Annotated in this window: 16 protein-coding genes; 7 read left to right on the plus strand and 9 right to left on the minus strand. The window is 32.9% G+C overall.

Annotated features, from left to right (window positions below; all coding sequences use genetic code 11):
* Nucleotides 1-44: 44 nt before the first annotated feature.
* The gene (locus tag EKN01_RS00480; protein ID WP_129044523.1) at nt 45-758 is read left to right on the plus strand and encodes a DUF4097 family beta strand repeat-containing protein; all 714 of its coding nucleotides are present in this window, start codon (nt 45-47) and stop codon (nt 756-758) included.
* A gap of 30 nt (nt 759-788) precedes the next feature.
* Here EKN01_RS00480 and EKN01_RS00485 read toward each other — a convergent pair whose 3' ends face one another.
* A complete protein-coding gene (locus tag EKN01_RS00485) occupies nt 789-1,730 on the minus strand; it encodes a DUF1002 domain-containing protein (protein WP_129044524.1) in 942 nt (313 codons plus the stop codon).
* 174 nt (nt 1,731-1,904) lie between these two features.
* On the opposite strand from EKN01_RS00485, the gene EKN01_RS00490 reads away from it, so the two are divergent.
* On the plus strand, nt 1,905-2,954 hold the full coding sequence (locus tag EKN01_RS00490) for a D-alanine--D-alanine ligase family protein (RefSeq protein ID WP_129044525.1): 1,050 nt from the start codon (nt 1,905-1,907) through the stop codon (nt 2,952-2,954).
* 118 nt (nt 2,955-3,072) lie between these two features.
* Nucleotides 3,073-4,227, plus strand: coding sequence for an N-acetylglucosamine-6-phosphate deacetylase (gene nagA, locus EKN01_RS00495; protein ID WP_129044526.1), 1,155 nt, complete (start codon nt 3,073-3,075; stop codon nt 4,225-4,227).
* Between the two features lie 218 nt (nt 4,228-4,445).
* Here nagA and EKN01_RS00500 read toward each other — a convergent pair whose 3' ends face one another.
* From EKN01_RS00500 to EKN01_RS00510, 3 genes are all read right to left on the minus strand, one after another.
* Nucleotides 4,446-5,588: a zinc-ribbon domain-containing protein gene (locus EKN01_RS00500; protein ID WP_129044527.1), complete on the minus strand. Its 1,143-nt coding sequence runs from the start codon at nt 5,586-5,588 to the stop codon at nt 4,446-4,448.
* Between the two features lie 105 nt (nt 5,589-5,693).
* Nucleotides 5,694-7,637, minus strand: coding sequence for an ABC transporter ATP-binding protein/permease (locus tag EKN01_RS00505; protein ID WP_129044528.1), 1,944 nt, complete (start codon nt 7,635-7,637; stop codon nt 5,694-5,696).
* Nucleotides 7,638-7,690: 53 nt separating this feature from the next.
* The gene (locus tag EKN01_RS00510) at nt 7,691-8,440 is read right to left on the minus strand and encodes a tyrosine-protein phosphatase (RefSeq protein ID WP_129044529.1); all 750 of its coding nucleotides are present in this window, start codon (nt 8,438-8,440) and stop codon (nt 7,691-7,693) included.
* A 61-nt stretch (nt 8,441-8,501) separates the two neighbouring features.
* Between EKN01_RS00510 and EKN01_RS00515 the strand changes: the two genes are divergently transcribed.
* Entirely contained in the window at nt 8,502-9,248 is a 747-nt protein-coding gene (locus tag EKN01_RS00515) for a glycosyltransferase family 2 protein (RefSeq protein WP_129044530.1), read from the plus strand.
* A 16-nt stretch (nt 9,249-9,264) separates the two neighbouring features.
* Here EKN01_RS00515 and EKN01_RS00520 read toward each other — a convergent pair whose 3' ends face one another.
* From EKN01_RS00520 to EKN01_RS00530, 3 genes are all read right to left on the minus strand, one after another.
* Nucleotides 9,265-10,434 (minus strand): iron-containing alcohol dehydrogenase, encoded by a 1,170-nt coding sequence (locus tag EKN01_RS00520; RefSeq protein WP_129044531.1) that lies wholly within the window; start codon nt 10,432-10,434, stop codon nt 9,265-9,267.
* A 142-nt stretch (nt 10,435-10,576) separates the two neighbouring features.
* Nucleotides 10,577-10,810 carry a hypothetical protein gene (locus tag EKN01_RS00525; protein ID WP_129044532.1) on the minus strand — a complete coding sequence of 78 codons (234 nt, stop codon included), beginning with the start codon at nt 10,808-10,810 and terminating at the stop codon, nt 10,577-10,579.
* Nucleotides 10,811-10,912: 102 nt separating this feature from the next.
* On the minus strand, nt 10,913-12,199 hold the full coding sequence (locus EKN01_RS00530; protein ID WP_129044533.1) for an ABC transporter permease: 1,287 nt from the start codon (nt 12,197-12,199) through the stop codon (nt 10,913-10,915).
* Between the two features lie 214 nt (nt 12,200-12,413).
* Between EKN01_RS00530 and EKN01_RS00535 the strand changes: the two genes are divergently transcribed.
* Complete coding sequence (locus tag EKN01_RS00535; RefSeq protein WP_099974290.1) at nt 12,414-13,397, plus strand: ribose-phosphate diphosphokinase; 984 nt, start codon at nt 12,414-12,416, stop codon at nt 13,395-13,397.
* A 32-nt stretch (nt 13,398-13,429) separates the two neighbouring features.
* Here EKN01_RS00535 and EKN01_RS00540 read toward each other — a convergent pair whose 3' ends face one another.
* Complete coding sequence (locus tag EKN01_RS00540) at nt 13,430-15,763, minus strand: HAD-IC family P-type ATPase (protein ID WP_129044534.1); 2,334 nt, start codon at nt 15,761-15,763, stop codon at nt 13,430-13,432.
* Nucleotides 15,764-15,854: 91 nt separating this feature from the next.
* On the opposite strand from EKN01_RS00540, the gene EKN01_RS00545 reads away from it, so the two are divergent.
* Nucleotides 15,855-16,514, plus strand: a complete 660-nt coding sequence (locus EKN01_RS00545) for an HAD hydrolase-like protein (RefSeq protein WP_129044535.1) — start codon at nt 15,855-15,857, stop codon at nt 16,512-16,514.
* 84 nt (nt 16,515-16,598) lie between these two features.
* The gene (locus EKN01_RS00550) at nt 16,599-16,952 is read left to right on the plus strand and encodes an iron-sulfur cluster biosynthesis family protein (RefSeq protein ID WP_164966336.1); all 354 of its coding nucleotides are present in this window, start codon (nt 16,599-16,601) and stop codon (nt 16,950-16,952) included.
* Between the two features lie 36 nt (nt 16,953-16,988).
* On the opposite strand, the gene EKN01_RS00555 is transcribed toward EKN01_RS00550, so the two are convergent.
* Complete coding sequence (locus EKN01_RS00555; RefSeq protein ID WP_099974296.1) at nt 16,989-18,362, minus strand: hemolysin family protein; 1,374 nt, start codon at nt 18,360-18,362, stop codon at nt 16,989-16,991.
* Nucleotides 18,363-18,429: the final 67 nt, after the last annotated feature.

Below are 18,429 nucleotides of genomic sequence, written 5' to 3' on the forward strand. Positions count from 1 at the left end.
ATTGATCTATACTTATTAATATAATAATTAAGGGGTATGGGGATATGAAAAAAAGAAACATAATTATCACTGTTTTTGTGTTAATTATATTGCTTATAGTAGGTTCTTTAAGTTATGTTTATGGAAATCAGGATACATCGGTTAAATATCATAATTTAAGTACATCTTTAACAAAAAACACTAATGATATATCTATAGATGGTGATAGTTCTGATATTTTAATCACTCTTATTGATAATAAAAAGAATTCCAATTTAGATATAAGTGGTTATTTCAATGAAAATACTATAAAAAATGATTCGTATAAAAAAGTTGAAGGTTCCACAATGAAATTAAATTTCCCAGTACCTAGAAAGGGAACATTTCTATTTGGAACAAAGATAGATAATCGATTAAAAATAACTATTCCAGTAGATAAAGAGGAACTAAATAAGATTTCTATTCAAACTATGGGTGGAGATGTTGAAGTTGTGGATAAAACAAGTAGTAATGTTACAAAATCAAATAAAGTAAAATTTGATATCTCAACTGATGGTGGAGATGTAACTATGCCAATAGACAATCCTCTTGTGGATTCCGTGAACATTGATTCATCAGGTGGTGATGTAGATTTGATGAATAAAAAAAATAGAACAGTATCATCGGATTACGATTTAAGTGGTGGAGATTTGACAGGTAAATATAAAGAAAGTGATTCTGATAATAGTGTCAAATTAGTTATTTCTCTAGACGGAGGAGACTTAGATTTAGAAAAATAAAAAACCTAGCATATGCTAGGTTTTTTTATTTTAACTAAATAGTCCTTTGAAGAATGAAACGATACCGTCCCACATTTTTTGAACGAAGTTTCGATTCTCTTGAGTATTTAATTTATTGAAAATGTTTTTTGCCTGACTAGTAATATCAGAACTTAATTTTTGAGCTTGATCTTTAAAGTTAGAATCTTTTAAAGCACCAGAATCTCTAATTTGAACCATCAAATTAATAATTTGTTGCTTTTGGTTATCAGTAATAATATTTTGTAAGTTATTTTGTTGAAGATTGTTATTAACAATTGTTGTTATTTGGTTAACTGTAATGTTGCTACCTTGTTTTGCCATGTCAGATTTAATTCCTGCAATAGCATTGTTTAATTGTTCATCAGTGTAACCATCTTTACCATCATTTGCTTGGGTAATAGAACTTAAAACACCAATTTCCTTTTGTGCAGCGTTGACTTGAGATTGATTCAATGAATTACCATTTTGTGCATAGGCAGCATATATTCCTGCTAAAGCACCTGAACCATCAATCTTTGTTGCAGATGTTACGTAGATATTTGCATCAGTAATACCAGCTGTTAACGCAGCATTACGGTATTGGTCAGCAGAGATTGTAGTTATATTGTTAGAACCATTGTAATTAACTATTGATACATTGATACCTGAGCCGGAAGATGTTTTTTCAATAACAGCTGAAGACCAGACACCAGAGTTAGAATTAAAGTTACTTCCACTAGGATTTAGGTATGTAACTAGAGTGTTACCAGTAACTGTAAGAGTATTATAGTTACTTGAACTTATCTGAGACTTCAATACATCAATAGTTCCTTGTCTTTGGCTAGATGTAAGTGAAGTACCTAGTGTCATAACAGGTTCATCTAAACTGTCAGCTTTTGCTACCTGAGTAAGTGGAGCAAAAAGTGAAATTGTTGCTAACATAGCTAGAAAGAGAATTTTAAATTTTTTCATGATAATTCCTCCTATACCGATATTAAACCAAAAAAATGTGAATTTTTATAGAAATTAAAAATTATCATAAATCTAGTTTAGTAAAATAGTGATTTCAGTTGAAATATGCTATTCTATAGTTTCTAGGATTTCTCGCTTATTTGAATTTATAAAAAAAGAAAGAAGGATTTACAAGTGAAAATTGTTGTTCTTTCAGGTGGAAGAAGTACAGAACGTAACGTTTCTTTATCATCTGGTGTAAAAATTACTAATGCATTAAGAAGTAAAGGTCATAAAGTTGCATATGTGGACTCATTCTTAGGATTGGATATTCCAGAAAGTGAATTAGCTGGTTTATTTACAAGTGAAGCTGAAGACGAAACTAATTTAGTTATTTCAGATGAAGTTTTAACAACTGAGAAGATTAATGCACTAAGAACTGACGGTTCTACAGAATTGTTCGGTAAAAATGTTCTAAAAATTTGTCAAATGGCAGATATTGTTTACATGGGACTACATGGTGAAGATGGTGAAAACGGAAAAGTTCAAGGAGTTTTCGATGTTTTCAATATTAAATATACAGGTAGTGGATCACTAGCTTCTGGTATTGCTATGGATAAGAAATTTTCTAAGGAAGTTTTTGTTCAAAGTAATTTACGTACAGCTAAATATACATCAACAAAAACAAGCAATATCAATGCAAGTGACATACCATTTGGTTTCCCAATGGTTGTAAAACCTTCAAACGGTGGATCAAGTGTTGGTACACATATTATTAAAGATGAATCTGAACTAAAAGAAAAAGTTGCAGATGCACTTAGATTTGATAAGGAAGCTCTACTAGAAGAATTCATCGAAGGACGTGAATTTTCTGTTGCAGTAGTAGATGGCGAACCACTACCAGCTGTTGAAATTACAGTAGATACAGGTTGGTACGATTTCCAACACAAGTTTGTTGAAAATTCAGTTACTCACTTTATAACTCCTCCAGAATTGGATGAAAACTTACATAGAGAAATGCAACAAATGGCATTGGATACATTTGAAGCACTTGGTATGGAAAACTATGGTAGAGTTGATTTCCTAATGAAGGACAATGAAATTTATGTAATGGAAGCAAATACACTACCAGGTATGACTCCATTATCATTGATGCCTCGTGAAGCTGAAGCTGCAGGCATCTCATATGCTGATTTATGTGAAAGAATAATAGATAGCAAAGTTAAAATTTACGCATCAAAATAAATCAAAGTCGCAGGAATGCGACTTTTTTATTTTATCCAAAAATTTATAAAGGTTCGTTGTGGTATAGACCATTGAAAGCTGTTATAATATTACTAGACAATTTAGAAGGAGAACCGTAATGACATATTATATTCACGCGAAAAAATTCTTTCTACCAAATAAAACAGAGGTTGGCGGATATTTAGAGGTAACTGACTCTGGTAAATTTGGCCAATACTTCACAGAAAATAACAAACCAAATGGTGAAATCGTTGATTACTCTAACCAAATGATTGCACCAGGTTTAGTTGATACTCATATTCATGGATTAGTTGGCAATGATGTCATGGATAATGATTGGAATAAGATTAACGAAATGTCTGAAGGTTTATTGCAAGCAGGTGTTACATCATGGTTGCCTACAACTTTGACAGCAACAAGAGAACAACTTAATGATGTATGTAGAACTATTGGTGATAATTATCAATCTGTCACTGGTGCTAAGATACAAGGAATTTATTTTGAAGGACCATTCTTTACAGAAGAACATAAGGGAGCTCAAAATCCTAAATACTTCACTGATCCTGACGTTGATGCTTTCAATGAATGGCAAGAATCAGCTAATGGTATGATTAAAAAAATAGCAATTGCCCCAGAACGTAAGGGTTCAGCTGAGTTTACAAAAGCTGTAGCTTCTGACGATGTTGTTGTTTCACTAGGTCATTCATCAGCTACATTTGATCAAGCCAAAGAAGTAATCGAAGCAGGAGCTACTATGTTTACTCATGCATTTAATGGTATGAGTGGATTCTCTCACCGAGATCCTAACATGGCAGGAGCCGCTATGACACTTAATGGAATTTACGATGAATTAGTTTGTGATGGACACCACGTCCATCCTGATGCAGCACGTGCAATTATTGAATTGAAAGATTCAGAGCACATTGCATTAATAACTGATTGTATGAGAGCTGGCTTGATGCCAGATGGAGACTACGTTCTTGGAGAATTACCTGTATATGTTGCCGATGGTCAAGTTCGCTTGAAAGACGGAGATAACCTTGCAGGAAGTGTTCTACAGTTGAAGCAAGCTATAAAAAATGTTGTAGATTGGAATATTTCAACTCCTGAAGAAGCTGTACGCATGGGGGCACAAACTCCAGCAGAGAGCTGTCAAATAGATGATAAATGTGGAATGATAAAAGAGGGCAGAGATGCAGATTTTATTGTTTTAGATGAAGATATGATTTTAACAGAAACATATTTAGACGGTGTGTCACGTTACAAAGCATAAAAAAAGAGAGCAACTTAGTTGCTCTCTTTTCTTTGGTGCCAGTCCACTGCTACCTAGACTTGCACTTAAGTGTTGAGGTTTTTGGTAGAAGTAGAATGTATATCTTGTATTTTAGGGGTTTGAAAGATGGGTATCAGCCATATACTCATCTTTCAAAAAAAATTATAGTTCATATAATAAAGTAGTAAAGTCATTTGATTAAAGCAAAAAGCAAGCCATTAGGCTTGCTTTTTAATTTTTCGATGAATAGTAAATGAAAATACAAATGTAATTAATGAAGTGGCTAATAAAATATAATAACTGAATCCGAATTTTGGACTATTGAGAACTGGATTACCTGTAAACATATTGGCATCAAGTCGGTGTGTTGCAAATATAACATAAACTATTATATAAATAACAGTTGGCAAGAAGCTAAATATTTTTACCATTCGAATACTAAATTTACTATTAAATCCTACAAATAGAATTATTATCATTGGAGAAATAAAGCAAATTAATTGAAGTGCTGAAGACATATTTTGGGCAGTAGCCGTATTAATACCTAAATTTACGCCAACGCTATAAACATTAGTTATAATATTTTTTATTGAAACCCCATTTAAAAATGGTCCTGTTACTGAAGCAATTAGTCCAACAATTGCAAGAACAATAGAGATTTTTTGATAGATAGATCTCTTTCTGTCTACTTTGATTTCTTCAATATGTTGTTCGCCATTTTGATAACCGTTGGCAGATGAATCGTTATTATTCTTCTGTTTACGTGGCTTATCTTGTTTGAAACGCTTGTTAATGCCTGTTTCTTTACCATGGGATATTTGTGCAAATAAGAACCATGCGATAACTGCGGCGGCTATAAAAACATAACCATAGTTTCTACGAACTAGCATTAATACAGCTGCAATCACTACAATAAACAATGATATATAGCCATTAGCTGTGGCAAAATTCCACATATTTTTTATTAGACCACTATCTTCGTTGGTATTTTCAGGTGTTGCAGTATTTTCTTTTGTTGGTTCTGCTTCTAGATGAACTTTTTTATTACTGTTAAAATCATTTGGTACAAAAGCACGTGTAGCATCTAAATCAGGATTAGGATTGCTGTGATTTTGTTGTTTTGATCTTTCTTGTGCCATCTTTTGCGCAGGTGCTTGTTGAAGAATCGGTTTTACAGGTTCAGAGGTTACTTTTTGACTGTCATTTTCATGTGCAAGTTCTTCTTCTAAAGCGCTAAGTGAGACTACGGAATCAGTTTTATCATCTTGTTTATTATTTATATCTTTTTTGAGCGGGAGACCACAGTTATCACAGAATTTTTGTTCCGCGGTAATGGGGTGACCACAATTTGGACATACCATGTCATACCTCCAATTTTTATGAATACTATATATTATAAATCTTTTGTAAAGATATATATAGAGTCTTAATTATACAAAAAAAGCTCAGCAATTGCTGAGCTTTTTTTATTCACCAGTTAGTGAGTCACGAGGGTCTAATTTAGCTGCACGTCTTGATGGTGATAACGCTGCAATGAGACTGATAATAACACTGACTAAAATACCAAATATAGCATTTCCTGCACTGATAGAAACGATCGAAGCGTTGATTGAAGATCCGTTTGTAATCGAGTTAATCAACCATTCTAGTAGGAATGCAATAATCGTGGCAAATAGTCCTGATGAAAGACCGATTAGGAATGATTCAGATATGAACATATTTCTAATATCTTTCTTACGAGCACCAATTGCTCTCAAAATACCAATTTCTTGTGTACGTTCTGAAACAGAAATATTTAGAACTACAATAATCATAATTGCTGAAACTATTAGTGAGATGGCAGCAATACCTGCAAGTACATAGAATGCTAATGAGATATAAGTATTTAGTGTATCAACGATAGCACCTGCACCTGTAATTGTGTATGATTGTTTTTCTTTGCCTTTTTCTGTGTGTGTAAATGATTTAACTTTATTTTGTACTGCTTTAACATTTTGAGTTTTATCAACTGAAAGAGTTACAAAGTTAGGTTTTATATCAGTGTCTACTTTTTTACCAGCTGCTTGTAATGTATCAAAGCTGATAGCTGAGGATCCTGATTTAATTGTACCTGAAACTTTTACGTCTACTTTAATTTGAGTTGGTTTACCACTGTTATCCATGGTATTCAAGTACATTGTAACTGTCTTGCCAATAGCTTTTTTCTTGTAATCTTTACCAAATAACTTTTTGGCGTCAGATGTTAATAAGATTACTTCATTCTTGCCGGGTTTTTTACCTGCGTTTATATCAGAAGTTTTTTCAACAGCATTCCATGTTTGGAAGAATTGCATTGTTGTATTTTTCTTACCATAGTAAATTTTTGGTGATTGAGCAAAGTAAGATTTTTCAACCTTAGATACATTATCTATTTTGCCTAATTCTTTAATATCTTTATTAGACATATTTATAGATGAAGCATCTGCTGAAGTTTGGTTGACATTTTTTGTTACTTGCACAGCAGTAGGATTGATCTGACTTGTAATTTGGTCATTGATATAAGATGTTATACCATTTCCCAGTCCTAACATGAATATGACTGAAAATATACCTATAGCGGCACCAATGATAATTAAAATATTTCTACCTTTGGTGTAAAGCATATGCTCCCAAGCAAGTCTAAAAGTATCACCAAAGTTCAGGTGACTGATCTTGTGATCAGAAGTTTTTTCAGTAGCTTCATACTTGTCTCTGATACTCTCGTCAGAATCAATTTGTCCATCAGCCAGGTGGACAATTCTTGTACCATAGTCAGCCACTTGTTGTGAGTGAGTAACGGCAATAACAAGTTTGCCTTCCTTTGCGATGTCATCTAGTATCTTCAATACTTCTTCAGTATTCTTTGAATCAAGAGCGCCTGTAGGTTCATCAGCAATAATAATTTCAGGGTCATTTGCTAGAGCACGAGCAATAGCTACACGTTGTTTTTGACCACCTGAAAGTTGGTTAGGGTGTTTTTCAATATGTTCTGAAAGACCAACCTTAGCAAGCAATTCCTTGGCACGTTTAACTCTATCAGCTCTGGAAAGTGAGGACATTTCCAAAGGAACTAACACATTTTCTAAAACTGTTAAATGACTAATCAAATGGAAACTTTGGAAAATAAATCCGACAGTTTTACTACGATATTCATCGAGTGCTTTGTCAGAACCTTTCTTCAGTGAGTTTCCATTAACTAAAACATCACCTTCAAATTGAGAATCTAATCCACCAATAGTATTTAGTAGGGTAGTTTTACCACCACCAGATTCTCCTAAGATAGAAACAAATTCACCACGGTCTAGTTTAAGATCAATTCCCTTTAGGACTTTGAACTCTTTTTTACCGAGCGTGAAAGATTTTTGGACGTTTTTAAGCTCTAATATAGTCATTTTTTCTCCTCTATGAGTAAAACTATTTATGAAAGCATATTATATCTATTTTATTAATTTAAGTAAATATTTTTTAACTTATTTAGTTTATTTTGATTAATGTTCAATGCTTTATCCAAGTATTCCTCAAATGAGCCATAGTAATGATCAATTGCATCAAAAACAGAACGGAAACTATCCCAATCTGCCTTTGTCATATTCATTTTACTTATATCTTCATTTCCATGCTCGTCATTCAATAATTTTGCGATTGTTGCAGTATCTGAGTACATCAAATTAGTTAGTAGGTAATCTCTGGTAATTGTTTCACTGTCAACGCCGAGTGCACGTAATATAAGCATAGCGGCGATACCAGTTCTATCTTTACCTGCTGCACAGTGAAATAGTAATGCTTGATTTTCCTGATCATTTTTTAAAAGAAGATCAAATAGGTAACTGTAAGCTTGTTGCCCTTTTTTGTCCAAAATTACACTTTGATAGATGTTACCTAAATATGACGGAGTATTATTAAGTGCTGAGGCTAATTTATCACCGTTTCCCTGCAAAGGGTAAACTGAATCGTAAAAAATTTTATAAAAGTCAGTTTCCACATCAGGACTAGTTAACTGCTCTTGATCAGAACGAAGGTCAACAACATACTTTAATCCGTAATTTTTTAAGAAATTCAAAGAATCATCATCTAATCGACTGATGTCTCCAGAACGAAGTAATTTATTTTTTTTAATTGTTTTTCCATCTTTAGTTTGATAATCTCCCAGTTCTCTAAGATTTATGGCTCCTGGGATGTTCAAAATTCGTTTCATTATTATTCCTCCGGTTTGCTTGAATCTAAGCTTTCGAATAAAATAAGTACAAGGTGAAATTATGGAAAATATAAAGATCTCTATAATTATGACAATTTACAATGTTCATGATTATTTAGAAAAATCTATCGAGTCTATCATAAATCAAAATAACTCAAATTTTAACTTAATTATGGTTGATGATTGTTCTACCGATGGGTCATCAGAATTGGCACAAAAATACGCAGACAAGTATGATTTTATTCAACTTATAAAACATTCTGAAAATAGAGGTGTTTCGGCAGCTAGAAACACAGGTATGGATAATGTAGAGACAGAACTTATTACTTTTGTTGATAGTGATGATTGGGTAGAAGAAAATTATGTAGACTACTTTTTAAGACAATTTAAAGATAATGATGTAGACATGGTTACTTGCGGGTTCACCATAGAAAATGGACTAGGGAAGAGTAAACCTAAATCTACAAAAGAAATATCTGAGATTATAGATCGAGAAGAAATGATAAAGAGAATAACAAAAATATCAGATATTGTTATGGGGTACACTTGGAATAAAGTCTACAAAATGAGTATTATCCAAGAAAATAATCTTAGATTCAGTACAGACTTGAATTTGATGGAAGATCAAGTTTTTAATGTAGAGTATAGTAACAATGCTCAGGAATTTTATATAAGTAGCATTCCTCTATATCATTACGTGAATCGTAAGGATAGCATTACCAAAAAATTTGCAGTTGATAATGTTAAAGATGTTGGCTTGGCAAAATTGAAGGTATATCAACTAACAAAAAAAACCACAGAAAATTAATCTGTGGTTTTTTTTATTACATTGCGTCGTATGCTTCTTGGAATAATTGTACAATTTCTTCTTTTGAGGCTTTACGAGGATTTGAAAAGGCATTTCCATCTTTAAGAGCATTTTCTGCCATTAGTTCGAAATCTTTAGGGTTGGCACCAATTTCTTTAATACTACGAGGAATACCAACATCATCATTCATTTGTTGCATGGCATCAATAGCTACTTCTGCGGCCTCTCTAGTTGAAAGTCCATCAATGTTTTCTCCCATTGCCACAGCAAGGTCAGCAAAACGATCAGGACATGCGATAATGTTAAATCTTTCAACGATTGGAAGTAGGATAGCACAACATACACCGTGTGGTGCGTCATATTGTCCACCTAATTGATGAGCCATTGCATGAACATAGCCAAGGTCAGCATTGTTAAATGCCATACCACCAAGCATTTCTGCTTCGACCATTTTTGTTCTAGCTTCTAGATTGTGACCATTAGCAACAGCTTCACGCAAACTTTCTTCAACAAGACGAATTGCTTGTAGACATTGACCATCAGTAATGTCATTACGGTTTTCAGAAACATAAGGTTCGATAGCTTGAACGAATGTATCCATACCAGTAGCGGCTGTTAGTCCCTTAGGAACATCAAGCATAAGTTTTGGATCATTAAATGATACTAGTGGAACATTTCTCCATGAAACAACAACGAATTTAAGGTGTGTTTCTTCATTTGTAATAACACAGTGACGTGTTAATTCAGAAGCTGTACCAGCAGTTGTGTTGACAGCCATTAGAGGAGGTAGGGGATTTTCTAGTGTTTCGATACCAGCTAAACTAGTGATATCATCGCCGTTGCTAAGAATAATACCAGTACCTTTACCACAATCGTGAGCTGAACCACCACCGACAGTGATAATACTGTCACAATTGTTATCTAGATATAATTTTTTTGCAGCTTCAATGTTTCTAACTTTAGGATTAGGTTCTACACCGTTAAAGACAACGTAGTCCACTCCAGCTTTGTTTAATGAATCTAGAGTTTGATGTACTGGACCATTTTCAACTTTTTCTAGAAAGCTGTCAGTAACAATCAAAACCTTTTTCATATTTAGCATCTTGGCACGATCACCAATTTTTTCAATAACACCTGGTCCAAAAAAGTTAACACTAGGCATTAGGAAATCAAAATTTTCTTTCATGATAAACCCCTTTATGTGAAATTTTATACAAGACAATTATACTTCTAAAGGGCTTACAAATAAATAGTTATTTTACACTTTGCTCATTTTTTCATTAATGTATGATATATAAAAAGACTAACTTTTTATAAAGTTAGTCTTTTTATAGTTTCTTTTCTATATTGTAAGGAATAGTACTTTTATCATCCGAATTCTCTTTTTTGTCGTTTTCAAAGTAAATAGAAAAACTCTTATCGTTATTAACATTTTTAGCGACAATTATTGTTGAAGATGTGGGATTTTTCATTTTAAAAATTTCTGCTGATTTCATTGCACCTTCAAAATCATGAGAATTGGCAATTGCATCTCCGGGATTGAAAAATACTCTTTCAGTCATAATAATCACTCCTTTTAGTTTCTTAGTTTCATTATAGCAATTTCAGGATACTTTTGTGAAATTTAAAACAAAAAACCTCTACAATTTGTAGAGGTTTTTATATTAAAGTTTTTCCATACTGAATGTATTGTTAAATGTTCTTACAGAAACCATGATTAATATGATAATAAATGCAATACCACCAACAGCTAATAGTCCTAACTCGTTTTTAAGAATATCTGCATGGATACCCGTCAAAATATTCATAGAGACTGAATAGTTGTATGTCATTGGTAATAGATATGAAATAAATTTATAGAATACTGGAAGTGTTGCGATTGGCATAATAGCTCCAGAAATAACTGTTTGTACCAATGCAAGAGGCAAGTTTATTACGATACCTATTTGACCGAGTAGTAAGGTGAAGATACTTACTACTTGACCTGATATGAAGGTCATGTATACCGTTTGTAGATACAATAGCCATCCGTCACTTGCAGAAATTCCTGTGATTAGTTTGAATGTAAGTACTCCGATTGTTGGTGCTAGGATAGCGATTATAGCTAAAGTAGCTTCGTAGTAACCAAATGTCTTCCATTTTGATTTACCCATATCGATGAATGAATTAAATTGTGAACGTAGTAGAAGTGTACCTGTTACAACTGAGATAAATGCACCTAGTGATATAAACATAGCACCCAATATTTCAGATGATTTTGATTCATTTTTATTAATATTTGTATTTGTAGATGTTACTGAGTCAGAAACAATTAAGGATGAAGCTTGTTTTTCAATTTGTGTTTCTACAGAAGAAGTAGCTTTAGATTGAACTTCTGCCATAGCAGTTGGGCTTTGTTCTATTGCTGGATTAGCAGCAACTTCTTTTTGAACAGCTTGCGTAACTAAGGCAGTACCTTGTTCTTGCATCAAAACTTTAGTTAATACTGCAATATTAGTCTTATTAGCAACTGTCTTGTTAAGACTGTCAGTTACTGAAGTTTTGATTTCAGAAACTACACTATTTGTTGTTTGGTTATTTGAAGAGTTTTGGTAAAAGTGAAGGTTAATTGCCTTACCATTAGCAATGTTAGTTGATGCATTCTTAGGAACTACTAAAATCATTGTTGTATCATTGTTCTTTAGATCTTTCTTGGCATTTTTCAATGAAGATGTATTTTTAACCTTAGGAACATTTTTTTGCTTGTTATATGTGTCTTCCAGCTGATTAACAAGTGTCTTACCATATTTAGAAGTATCCTTATTGACAATAGATATATGTAAGTCGTCTAGGTTATCTCTAAATGTGTTATAAGCAGGTAGATAAATAACTGCCATGATCAATTGATAAAACATGGCAAAGATAATCGTAGCGATAGTCAATCTTGAAAATAAAAAATCTTTATAATTCATAGCTTGCCCCCAAAATTTATTTTTTGTTATGTATCATTTACATAGAACTCTAATTTTAATACAAAATCAAGAATTATTAACTCATTTTACAAAAAAAAAAGTGCACGAATATGAGTCCTGTATTATTTTTAAATTAAGTGTGGTTTGTAGTCAAAAAGTACTAAAAAAGTGTAAAATATAATTATCAGTTTAAATTCAATTCGGAGGGAACCTGATGTCAAATATATCTGAATTAGATAGTATTGCATTACTTTCTTTAAACGGAAATCAGCCTTTGGCTAAGAGAATTTCTGAGTATATGGGAATTCCACTTTTAGATGCTTCTGTATCACACTTTAGTGATGGTGAAATCAATATTCAAATTAACGAATCTATCAGAGGTAAGAGTGTCTACATCATTCATTCTGTTTCAGACCCTGTTAATGATAATTTGATGGAACTATTGATTGCTGTAGATGCACTGCGCCGTGCTAGTACTGCCGATATAACATGTGTTTTGCCATATTTTGCTTATACACGTTCAGACCGTAAATCAAGATCCAGAGAACCAATTTCAGCTAAGTTGTTTGCTGACTTACTAGAAATGGGTAAGGTTGATCGAGTTGTTACGTTGGATATGCACGCTGATCAAATACAAGGATTCTTCGATATCCCTGTAGATCACTTACGCGCAATGTCTATCTTTGCTTCATATTTTGATGATAAGGTGGCTGATACAGATAATATTGTATTTGTAGCACCTGATCATAACTCAACAAAGAGAGCTCGATCAGTTGCTGAACTATTTGGTACACAAATAGCTATCATTGACCAGAGATCATCAAATCAATCTATAGATGTTCCTAATATTATTGGTGAGGTTGAAGGTAAGGATTGTGTTATTATGGACGATCTTATCGATACAGGTACTCGAATGATCAATAGTGCAAACGCTTTAGTAAAAGCTGGTGCTAAGAGTGTCAAGGGTGCTGCAACGCATCCTATCTTCTCACAAGGTGCTGCATCTAAACTACAGGACTCAAAACTGGAAGAAGTTGTAGTAACAGATACAATTGTGATTCCTGATGATTGTCTATTTGATAAGTTGACAATCTTATCAGTTACAAAACTTTTGGGAGATGCCATCCATAACGTGGAAACAGATCAATCTATTCATCCACTATTTGAAGTTGAAGATAAATACATCAAGCTAAAATAAAAAAAACCTACAAGTTTACTTGTAGGTTTTTTTTATAGTTTAATTCTAGAAAAAACACGTCTTCCTAATGTTTCTCTCATGAATACAAATAATGGCCAAGCAATTAAAGATAGAGATATGAATAGGAATGTGTAGGCTAAATCTGTAATAGATTGAAGATTGAATATTCGATTTCCAAAAGTGAAGGTTACTAAGAATAGAATCATGGACAAACCAATCATCGTCTTTTTTCTATTTGTTAACGGTGTACTAATTGCAAGTAGTGCACAGTAACCAATTATTCCTATAGTAAATACAGAAAGTGTAGATGTTGTTAAGGAATATAATCCTATGTGTCTACCTACTGTGCTAATCAGAGTGATTAAAATAATATTGCATAGCGCAGCAGGTAGGGCAATTTCTAAAACATTTCTCATGAATCTTCCGGCAGGTGGTGTGTAGTTTGGTTCTAGTGCAAGTATAAAGCTAGGTATTCCTACTGTTAGTGCGTTTATTGGGGTTAGTTGAGCTGGTTGGAATGGATATCCAGTCCCAATAGCAATAAAGATCAATGTTAGCACAACAGAATAGATAGTTTTTATTAAATAAAGAGAAGCAACACGTTCAACGTTGTTAATAACACGTCTTCCTTCATTGAGCATGAAAATCATTGAGTCAAAATTTTTGTTAAGTAAAACAAAATCAGCGCTGGCTTCTGCCGCTTCACTTTCACCAGCTATAGCGATACTACAGTCAGATTTTCTCATTGCCAAAACGTCATTGACACCATCACCAGTCATACCAACAGTTAATCCATTATCTTGCATAGCAGAAATCAGATCAGCTTTTTGATCTGGTTTAACACGACCAAATACTTGATAATCTTTTACTAAATCATGATAGTCTTCATCAGTGACACTACTCATATCAATATATTTTTCACTACCTTTAATTTTTGCTTGTTTGGCAACGTTGGAGACTGTTACTGGGTTATCACCAGAAATTATTTTCAAATTAATACCTTGATTTACCAAATAATTGAATGTAGAAGTGGCACTCTTTCTAACTTCATCGGCAATCATTATTAATCCCAGTAAATCTTGAATATCATTGTTTTCATATAATACGGCTATTACTCGAAGACCATCAGAAGTATATTGTTCTATCTCTGATTTTAGATCACTATCCATATTTTTGATGATAAACTCTGGAGCTCCCATTATGTATCTTTGGGTAGGGGATGTTTCAAAACCTGATAATTTTGTTTCTGATGAGAATGGAATACTTTCTGTAGAAATTATGCTGCTAGTTTCTGATTTTAATTTTTTGATAGCCGCTGCTGTTGCGTTAGTTTCATCGGTTACTTCAATGATTTTAGTAGCAATTTGTTTTAGTTCAATTTCAGAGTAGTTATTAAATGTTTTTAACTTAGTTACTTTTAAATTTCCTGTAGTAATTGTTCCGGTTTTATCTAGACATAGGGTATCAACTCTAGCTAAAGTTTCAATTGCTGATAGCGAACGGACAATTATTTTTTTTCTTGTTAAATTATATGCAGCTGTAGCCAGAGCTATTGATGTTAATAGAACAAGTCCTTCTGGGATCATTCCAATAACCGAAGCACTGGTACTGATTATTGATTGAGCAATATCGCCATTTTTTACAAACGTTCTGATAAATAAAATCAATCCTAGAGGAATTATCGTGTAAGTTAAGACCTTAATGATACGGTTGATCATTTTCATCAGTACACTGGTTTCACGTTTTTCTTTACCAACGGCTGAAGAAATTTTAGAAACAAAGCTATCGTGACCAACTTTTGTAAGTTGAATAGTAGCGTTTCCTGCAATTGCAAAACTTCCAGAAAATACTTCTTGATCTATTTGTTTAATAATTGAGTTAGATTCACCTGTAATACTAGATTCATTAACTTGGAATCCGTTAGTAGTTCTGATTATTCCGTCAGCAGGGATTGTATCGCCACGACGCAATAGAACTAGGTCATCCTTAACTAGTAACTCAATAGATGTTTGTATTTGTTTACCATCCCGAATTACATCGTACATCTGCTTGTGTACTAAGTTGATCTTGTCGACAGTAATCTTTGCACGAATTTCTTGAAAACTACCTATTAGTATATTAGCTAAAACAGGCCCTAAGAATAGCAAGTTTTTGTATGAACCTGTCCAAAAAATCAGGACAGCAATAAACAGATTCAAGAAGTTAAATAGCGTAAAAACATTATCACCAATGATACGTGGAATCGATCGGGAAACATTTTTTATTTGAACGTTGGTTTGACCATCTTGAATTTTTTGTTTTACTTGGTCAGTTGTTAGACCAGTTCTCAAATCTGTTGGAGTAATCTTATTTTGAATTTCTGACATAGAAGTACCCACATAGTGATTTTATTTTGAAATTCTATTATACTCTTATTCTATATGTTAATTGAAAAAAAGTGAAATGAGGATGACAAGAATGAATAACATATTTTTTGATTTAGATGGAACAATTATTAATTCTGAAAAGGGAATCATGGGTGCTCTAAAGTATATGTACACAAAAACTGACGGTTTTGTGCCTCATGATGATGATACATTGCGAGCTTTCATTGGACCAACTTTGTCAGAATCATTTAAAAAATATGATAATTTAGACTTTGACAATCCTCTTTCTCAAGAGAGATTTAAAGCTTTCAAAGAATACTATCAAGAAAAAGGAGTATTTGATTACTCTGTCTATGACGGTGTTTATGAAATGATGGAAAATTTGAAATCTCAAGATAAAGAAATTTTCATTGCGACATCCAAACCAGAAGTGGAAGCTAAGAAAATTATTGATCAACTAGATATGAAAAAATATATTCGTCACGTATTTGGTGCAACGGACGATGAAAAGACACGTTCTCTAAAGGCTGATGTAATTTCATATGGTATGAGGAAAACATCTGTGGACCTTAATTCTGACAACTTAGTAATGGTTGGTGATCGATCAAGTGATATTATTGGTGCACATCAAAATGATCTAAAAGCTATAGGAGTTACATATGGTTTCGGAAATGCTGAAGAGTTGTCAGAAGCACATTCTGAGTGGATTGTTAATTCACCATTAGAAGTACCTGAAATATTTAAAAAATAACATTTCGTTTGAGCAGAATCTTTTATTTTAAAATAGCTTACTACTATAATTAATCTATTAAATAAAAGAAGAGGCATAATGATTATGAAAATTAATATAAGTGAAGAAGCAAAAACAAAGTTAGCTAAATATGGAGATGACAAAAATATCCTTATTGACCTAGACGATGGCTTTGGTAAATTTTCAGGGACAGGTGATTGTGCACTTATTACAAAATTTAGAGTTATTATTGTCGATAAGAACGAAGATTTAACTGACTATCCTATTGAACTGGATAGTGATCTAGGTACTATATATTTCAAATCAACTGCTAGTGATTTTTTGAAATCTGATTTGAAATTAGAAGTAAATCTAAAAAATCAATTGCTTGTTTTGAAGAGTGATTTTGAAACATTAGATAACGCTGTAAATATTGTAGATATTGCAGCTGTTAAATAAAAAAAGCTAACTGAGAATTCTCAGTTAGCTTTTTTTTTATTGTTCATTGTCATCTAATGAAACAAGATTGTCTTCATCAATAATTGCCTTAGTATTAACTTTAACCTTAAACCAATTAACAAATCCATGATCAAAATCGATTACCTTAAGATCAAAGTTATCAATTTTAATTTCGTAATCCATATCCAAATCAGAATACTTTTCAATTAAGTAACCACCGATTGTGATGATGTCTGATTCTTGGAATTCAGGAATACTTGTCTTAAAGTATCTTTCAAAATCGTATAGCGTTGTTTTACCTGAAACGTTGTATGTACCGTCATCGTTTTTAATAATGTATTCATCAGAAACATCATCAATTTCATCGTTGACGGTTCCAAATAACTCTTCATAGATATCTTTATCAGTAACAATACCACTTGTACCACCGTATTCATCAACAACGATAACAATTGGAGTTTGTTTTTGAATCATTTTTTCAAGAATATCTTGGATAGGCATAGTTTCTGGAACAGTATTAACTGATCTTAAAATTCTACTGATACCAATGTCACCATCTACCTGATGTTGACGAACGATATCATATGAATAAATGTATCCTAAGATTTTATCTTTATCATTATCAGCCACAACAGGGAATCGAGAGAATCCTTGTTGTAGATAGTCTTTCAATACGTCATCTACTTTATCAGTGATATCAACGACATATAGACTAGTACGATCAACCATGATATCTTTGGCAACTTTGTCGTTTAGTTCAAAGGCACGTTGCATGAAAAGAACATCATTTTGATCCATGTCACCATTCTGAATAGAAGATTTAGACAATCTCAAAATTTCAGATTGAGTATATGCTTCACTTTCTGGAGCATCAGGATTTAATCCGATCAAACGAATAATTCCACTAGCTGAAACATTTAATAGCCAAACAAATGGGTATGATGCCAGATGGAACAATCTTAGTGGATTTACTACCCACATAAGTGTTCTCATCGGCATATCGATAGCCACATTCTTGGGAACAATTTCTGTTAAAACAACTTCTAGATATGTAAGTAAAAGAACACCAATGATAGATCCAACTACATGAAGTCCACCAGCGGAAGAAGATAAGTGAATAATTCCAAAGAGATCAACAAGTAGAAACTCAATGGTACTTTCACCAATCCAACCTAGGATAATACCACAGATACTAACTCCGACCTGTGTTGTTGAAAGATATTCGTTTAGATTATCAATCATGTGTAAAGCACGTTCTAATTTTTTTGTAGAGCCACTAGTTGCAATGGCATCTTCTACTTGGCTATGGCGAGTTTGCACAAGTGCGAACTCAGCGGCTACGAAGAAGAATGCAAAAGCAAAGGTTATTAGAATGATTATTAGGTTGATGCTTATCGTCGAACTAGACAATATTATAAATCTCCTTAATTGTGATTATTTATGCATTATACACCAAATTAAAAACCGACAATGTCGG

This window comes from Companilactobacillus metriopterae (genome assembly GCF_004117915.1).
GTDB lineage: Bacteria > Bacillota > Bacilli > Lactobacillales > Lactobacillaceae > Companilactobacillus > Companilactobacillus metriopterae.

Bases quoted from the DNA above. Each gene is read 5' to 3' on its own strand.
- EKN01_RS00480 (WP_129044523.1), top strand. From the start codon at position 45: ATGAAAAAAAGAAACATAATTATCACTGTTTTTGTGTTAATTATATTG.
- EKN01_RS00485 (WP_129044524.1), bottom strand. From the start codon at position 1,730: ATGAAAAAATTTAAAATTCTCTTTCTAGCTATGTTAGCAACAATTTCA.
- nagA (WP_129044526.1), top strand. From the start codon at position 3,073: ATGACATATTATATTCACGCGAAAAAATTCTTTCTACCAAATAAAACA.
- EKN01_RS00500 (WP_129044527.1), bottom strand. From the start codon at position 5,588: ATGGTATGTCCAAATTGTGGTCACCCCATTACCGCGGAACAAAAATTC.
- EKN01_RS00505 (WP_129044528.1), bottom strand. From the start codon at position 7,637: ATGACTATATTAGAGCTTAAAAACGTCCAAAAATCTTTCACGCTCGGT.
- EKN01_RS00510 (WP_129044529.1), bottom strand. From the start codon at position 8,440: ATGAAACGAATTTTGAACATCCCAGGAGCCATAAATCTTAGAGAACTG.
- EKN01_RS00515 (WP_129044530.1), top strand. From the start codon at position 8,502: ATGGAAAATATAAAGATCTCTATAATTATGACAATTTACAATGTTCAT.
- EKN01_RS00520 (WP_129044531.1), bottom strand. From the start codon at position 10,434: ATGAAAGAAAATTTTGATTTCCTAATGCCTAGTGTTAACTTTTTTGGA.
- EKN01_RS00525 (WP_129044532.1), bottom strand. From the start codon at position 10,810: ATGACTGAAAGAGTATTTTTCAATCCCGGAGATGCAATTGCCAATTCT.
- EKN01_RS00530 (WP_129044533.1), bottom strand. From the start codon at position 12,199: ATGAATTATAAAGATTTTTTATTTTCAAGATTGACTATCGCTACGATT.
- EKN01_RS00535 (WP_099974290.1), top strand. From the start codon at position 12,414: ATGTCAAATATATCTGAATTAGATAGTATTGCATTACTTTCTTTAAAC.
- EKN01_RS00540 (WP_129044534.1), bottom strand. From the start codon at position 15,763: ATGTCAGAAATTCAAAATAAGATTACTCCAACAGATTTGAGAACTGGT.
- EKN01_RS00545 (WP_129044535.1), top strand. From the start codon at position 15,855: ATGAATAACATATTTTTTGATTTAGATGGAACAATTATTAATTCTGAA.
- EKN01_RS00550 (WP_164966336.1), top strand. From the start codon at position 16,599: ATGAAAATTAATATAAGTGAAGAAGCAAAAACAAAGTTAGCTAAATAT.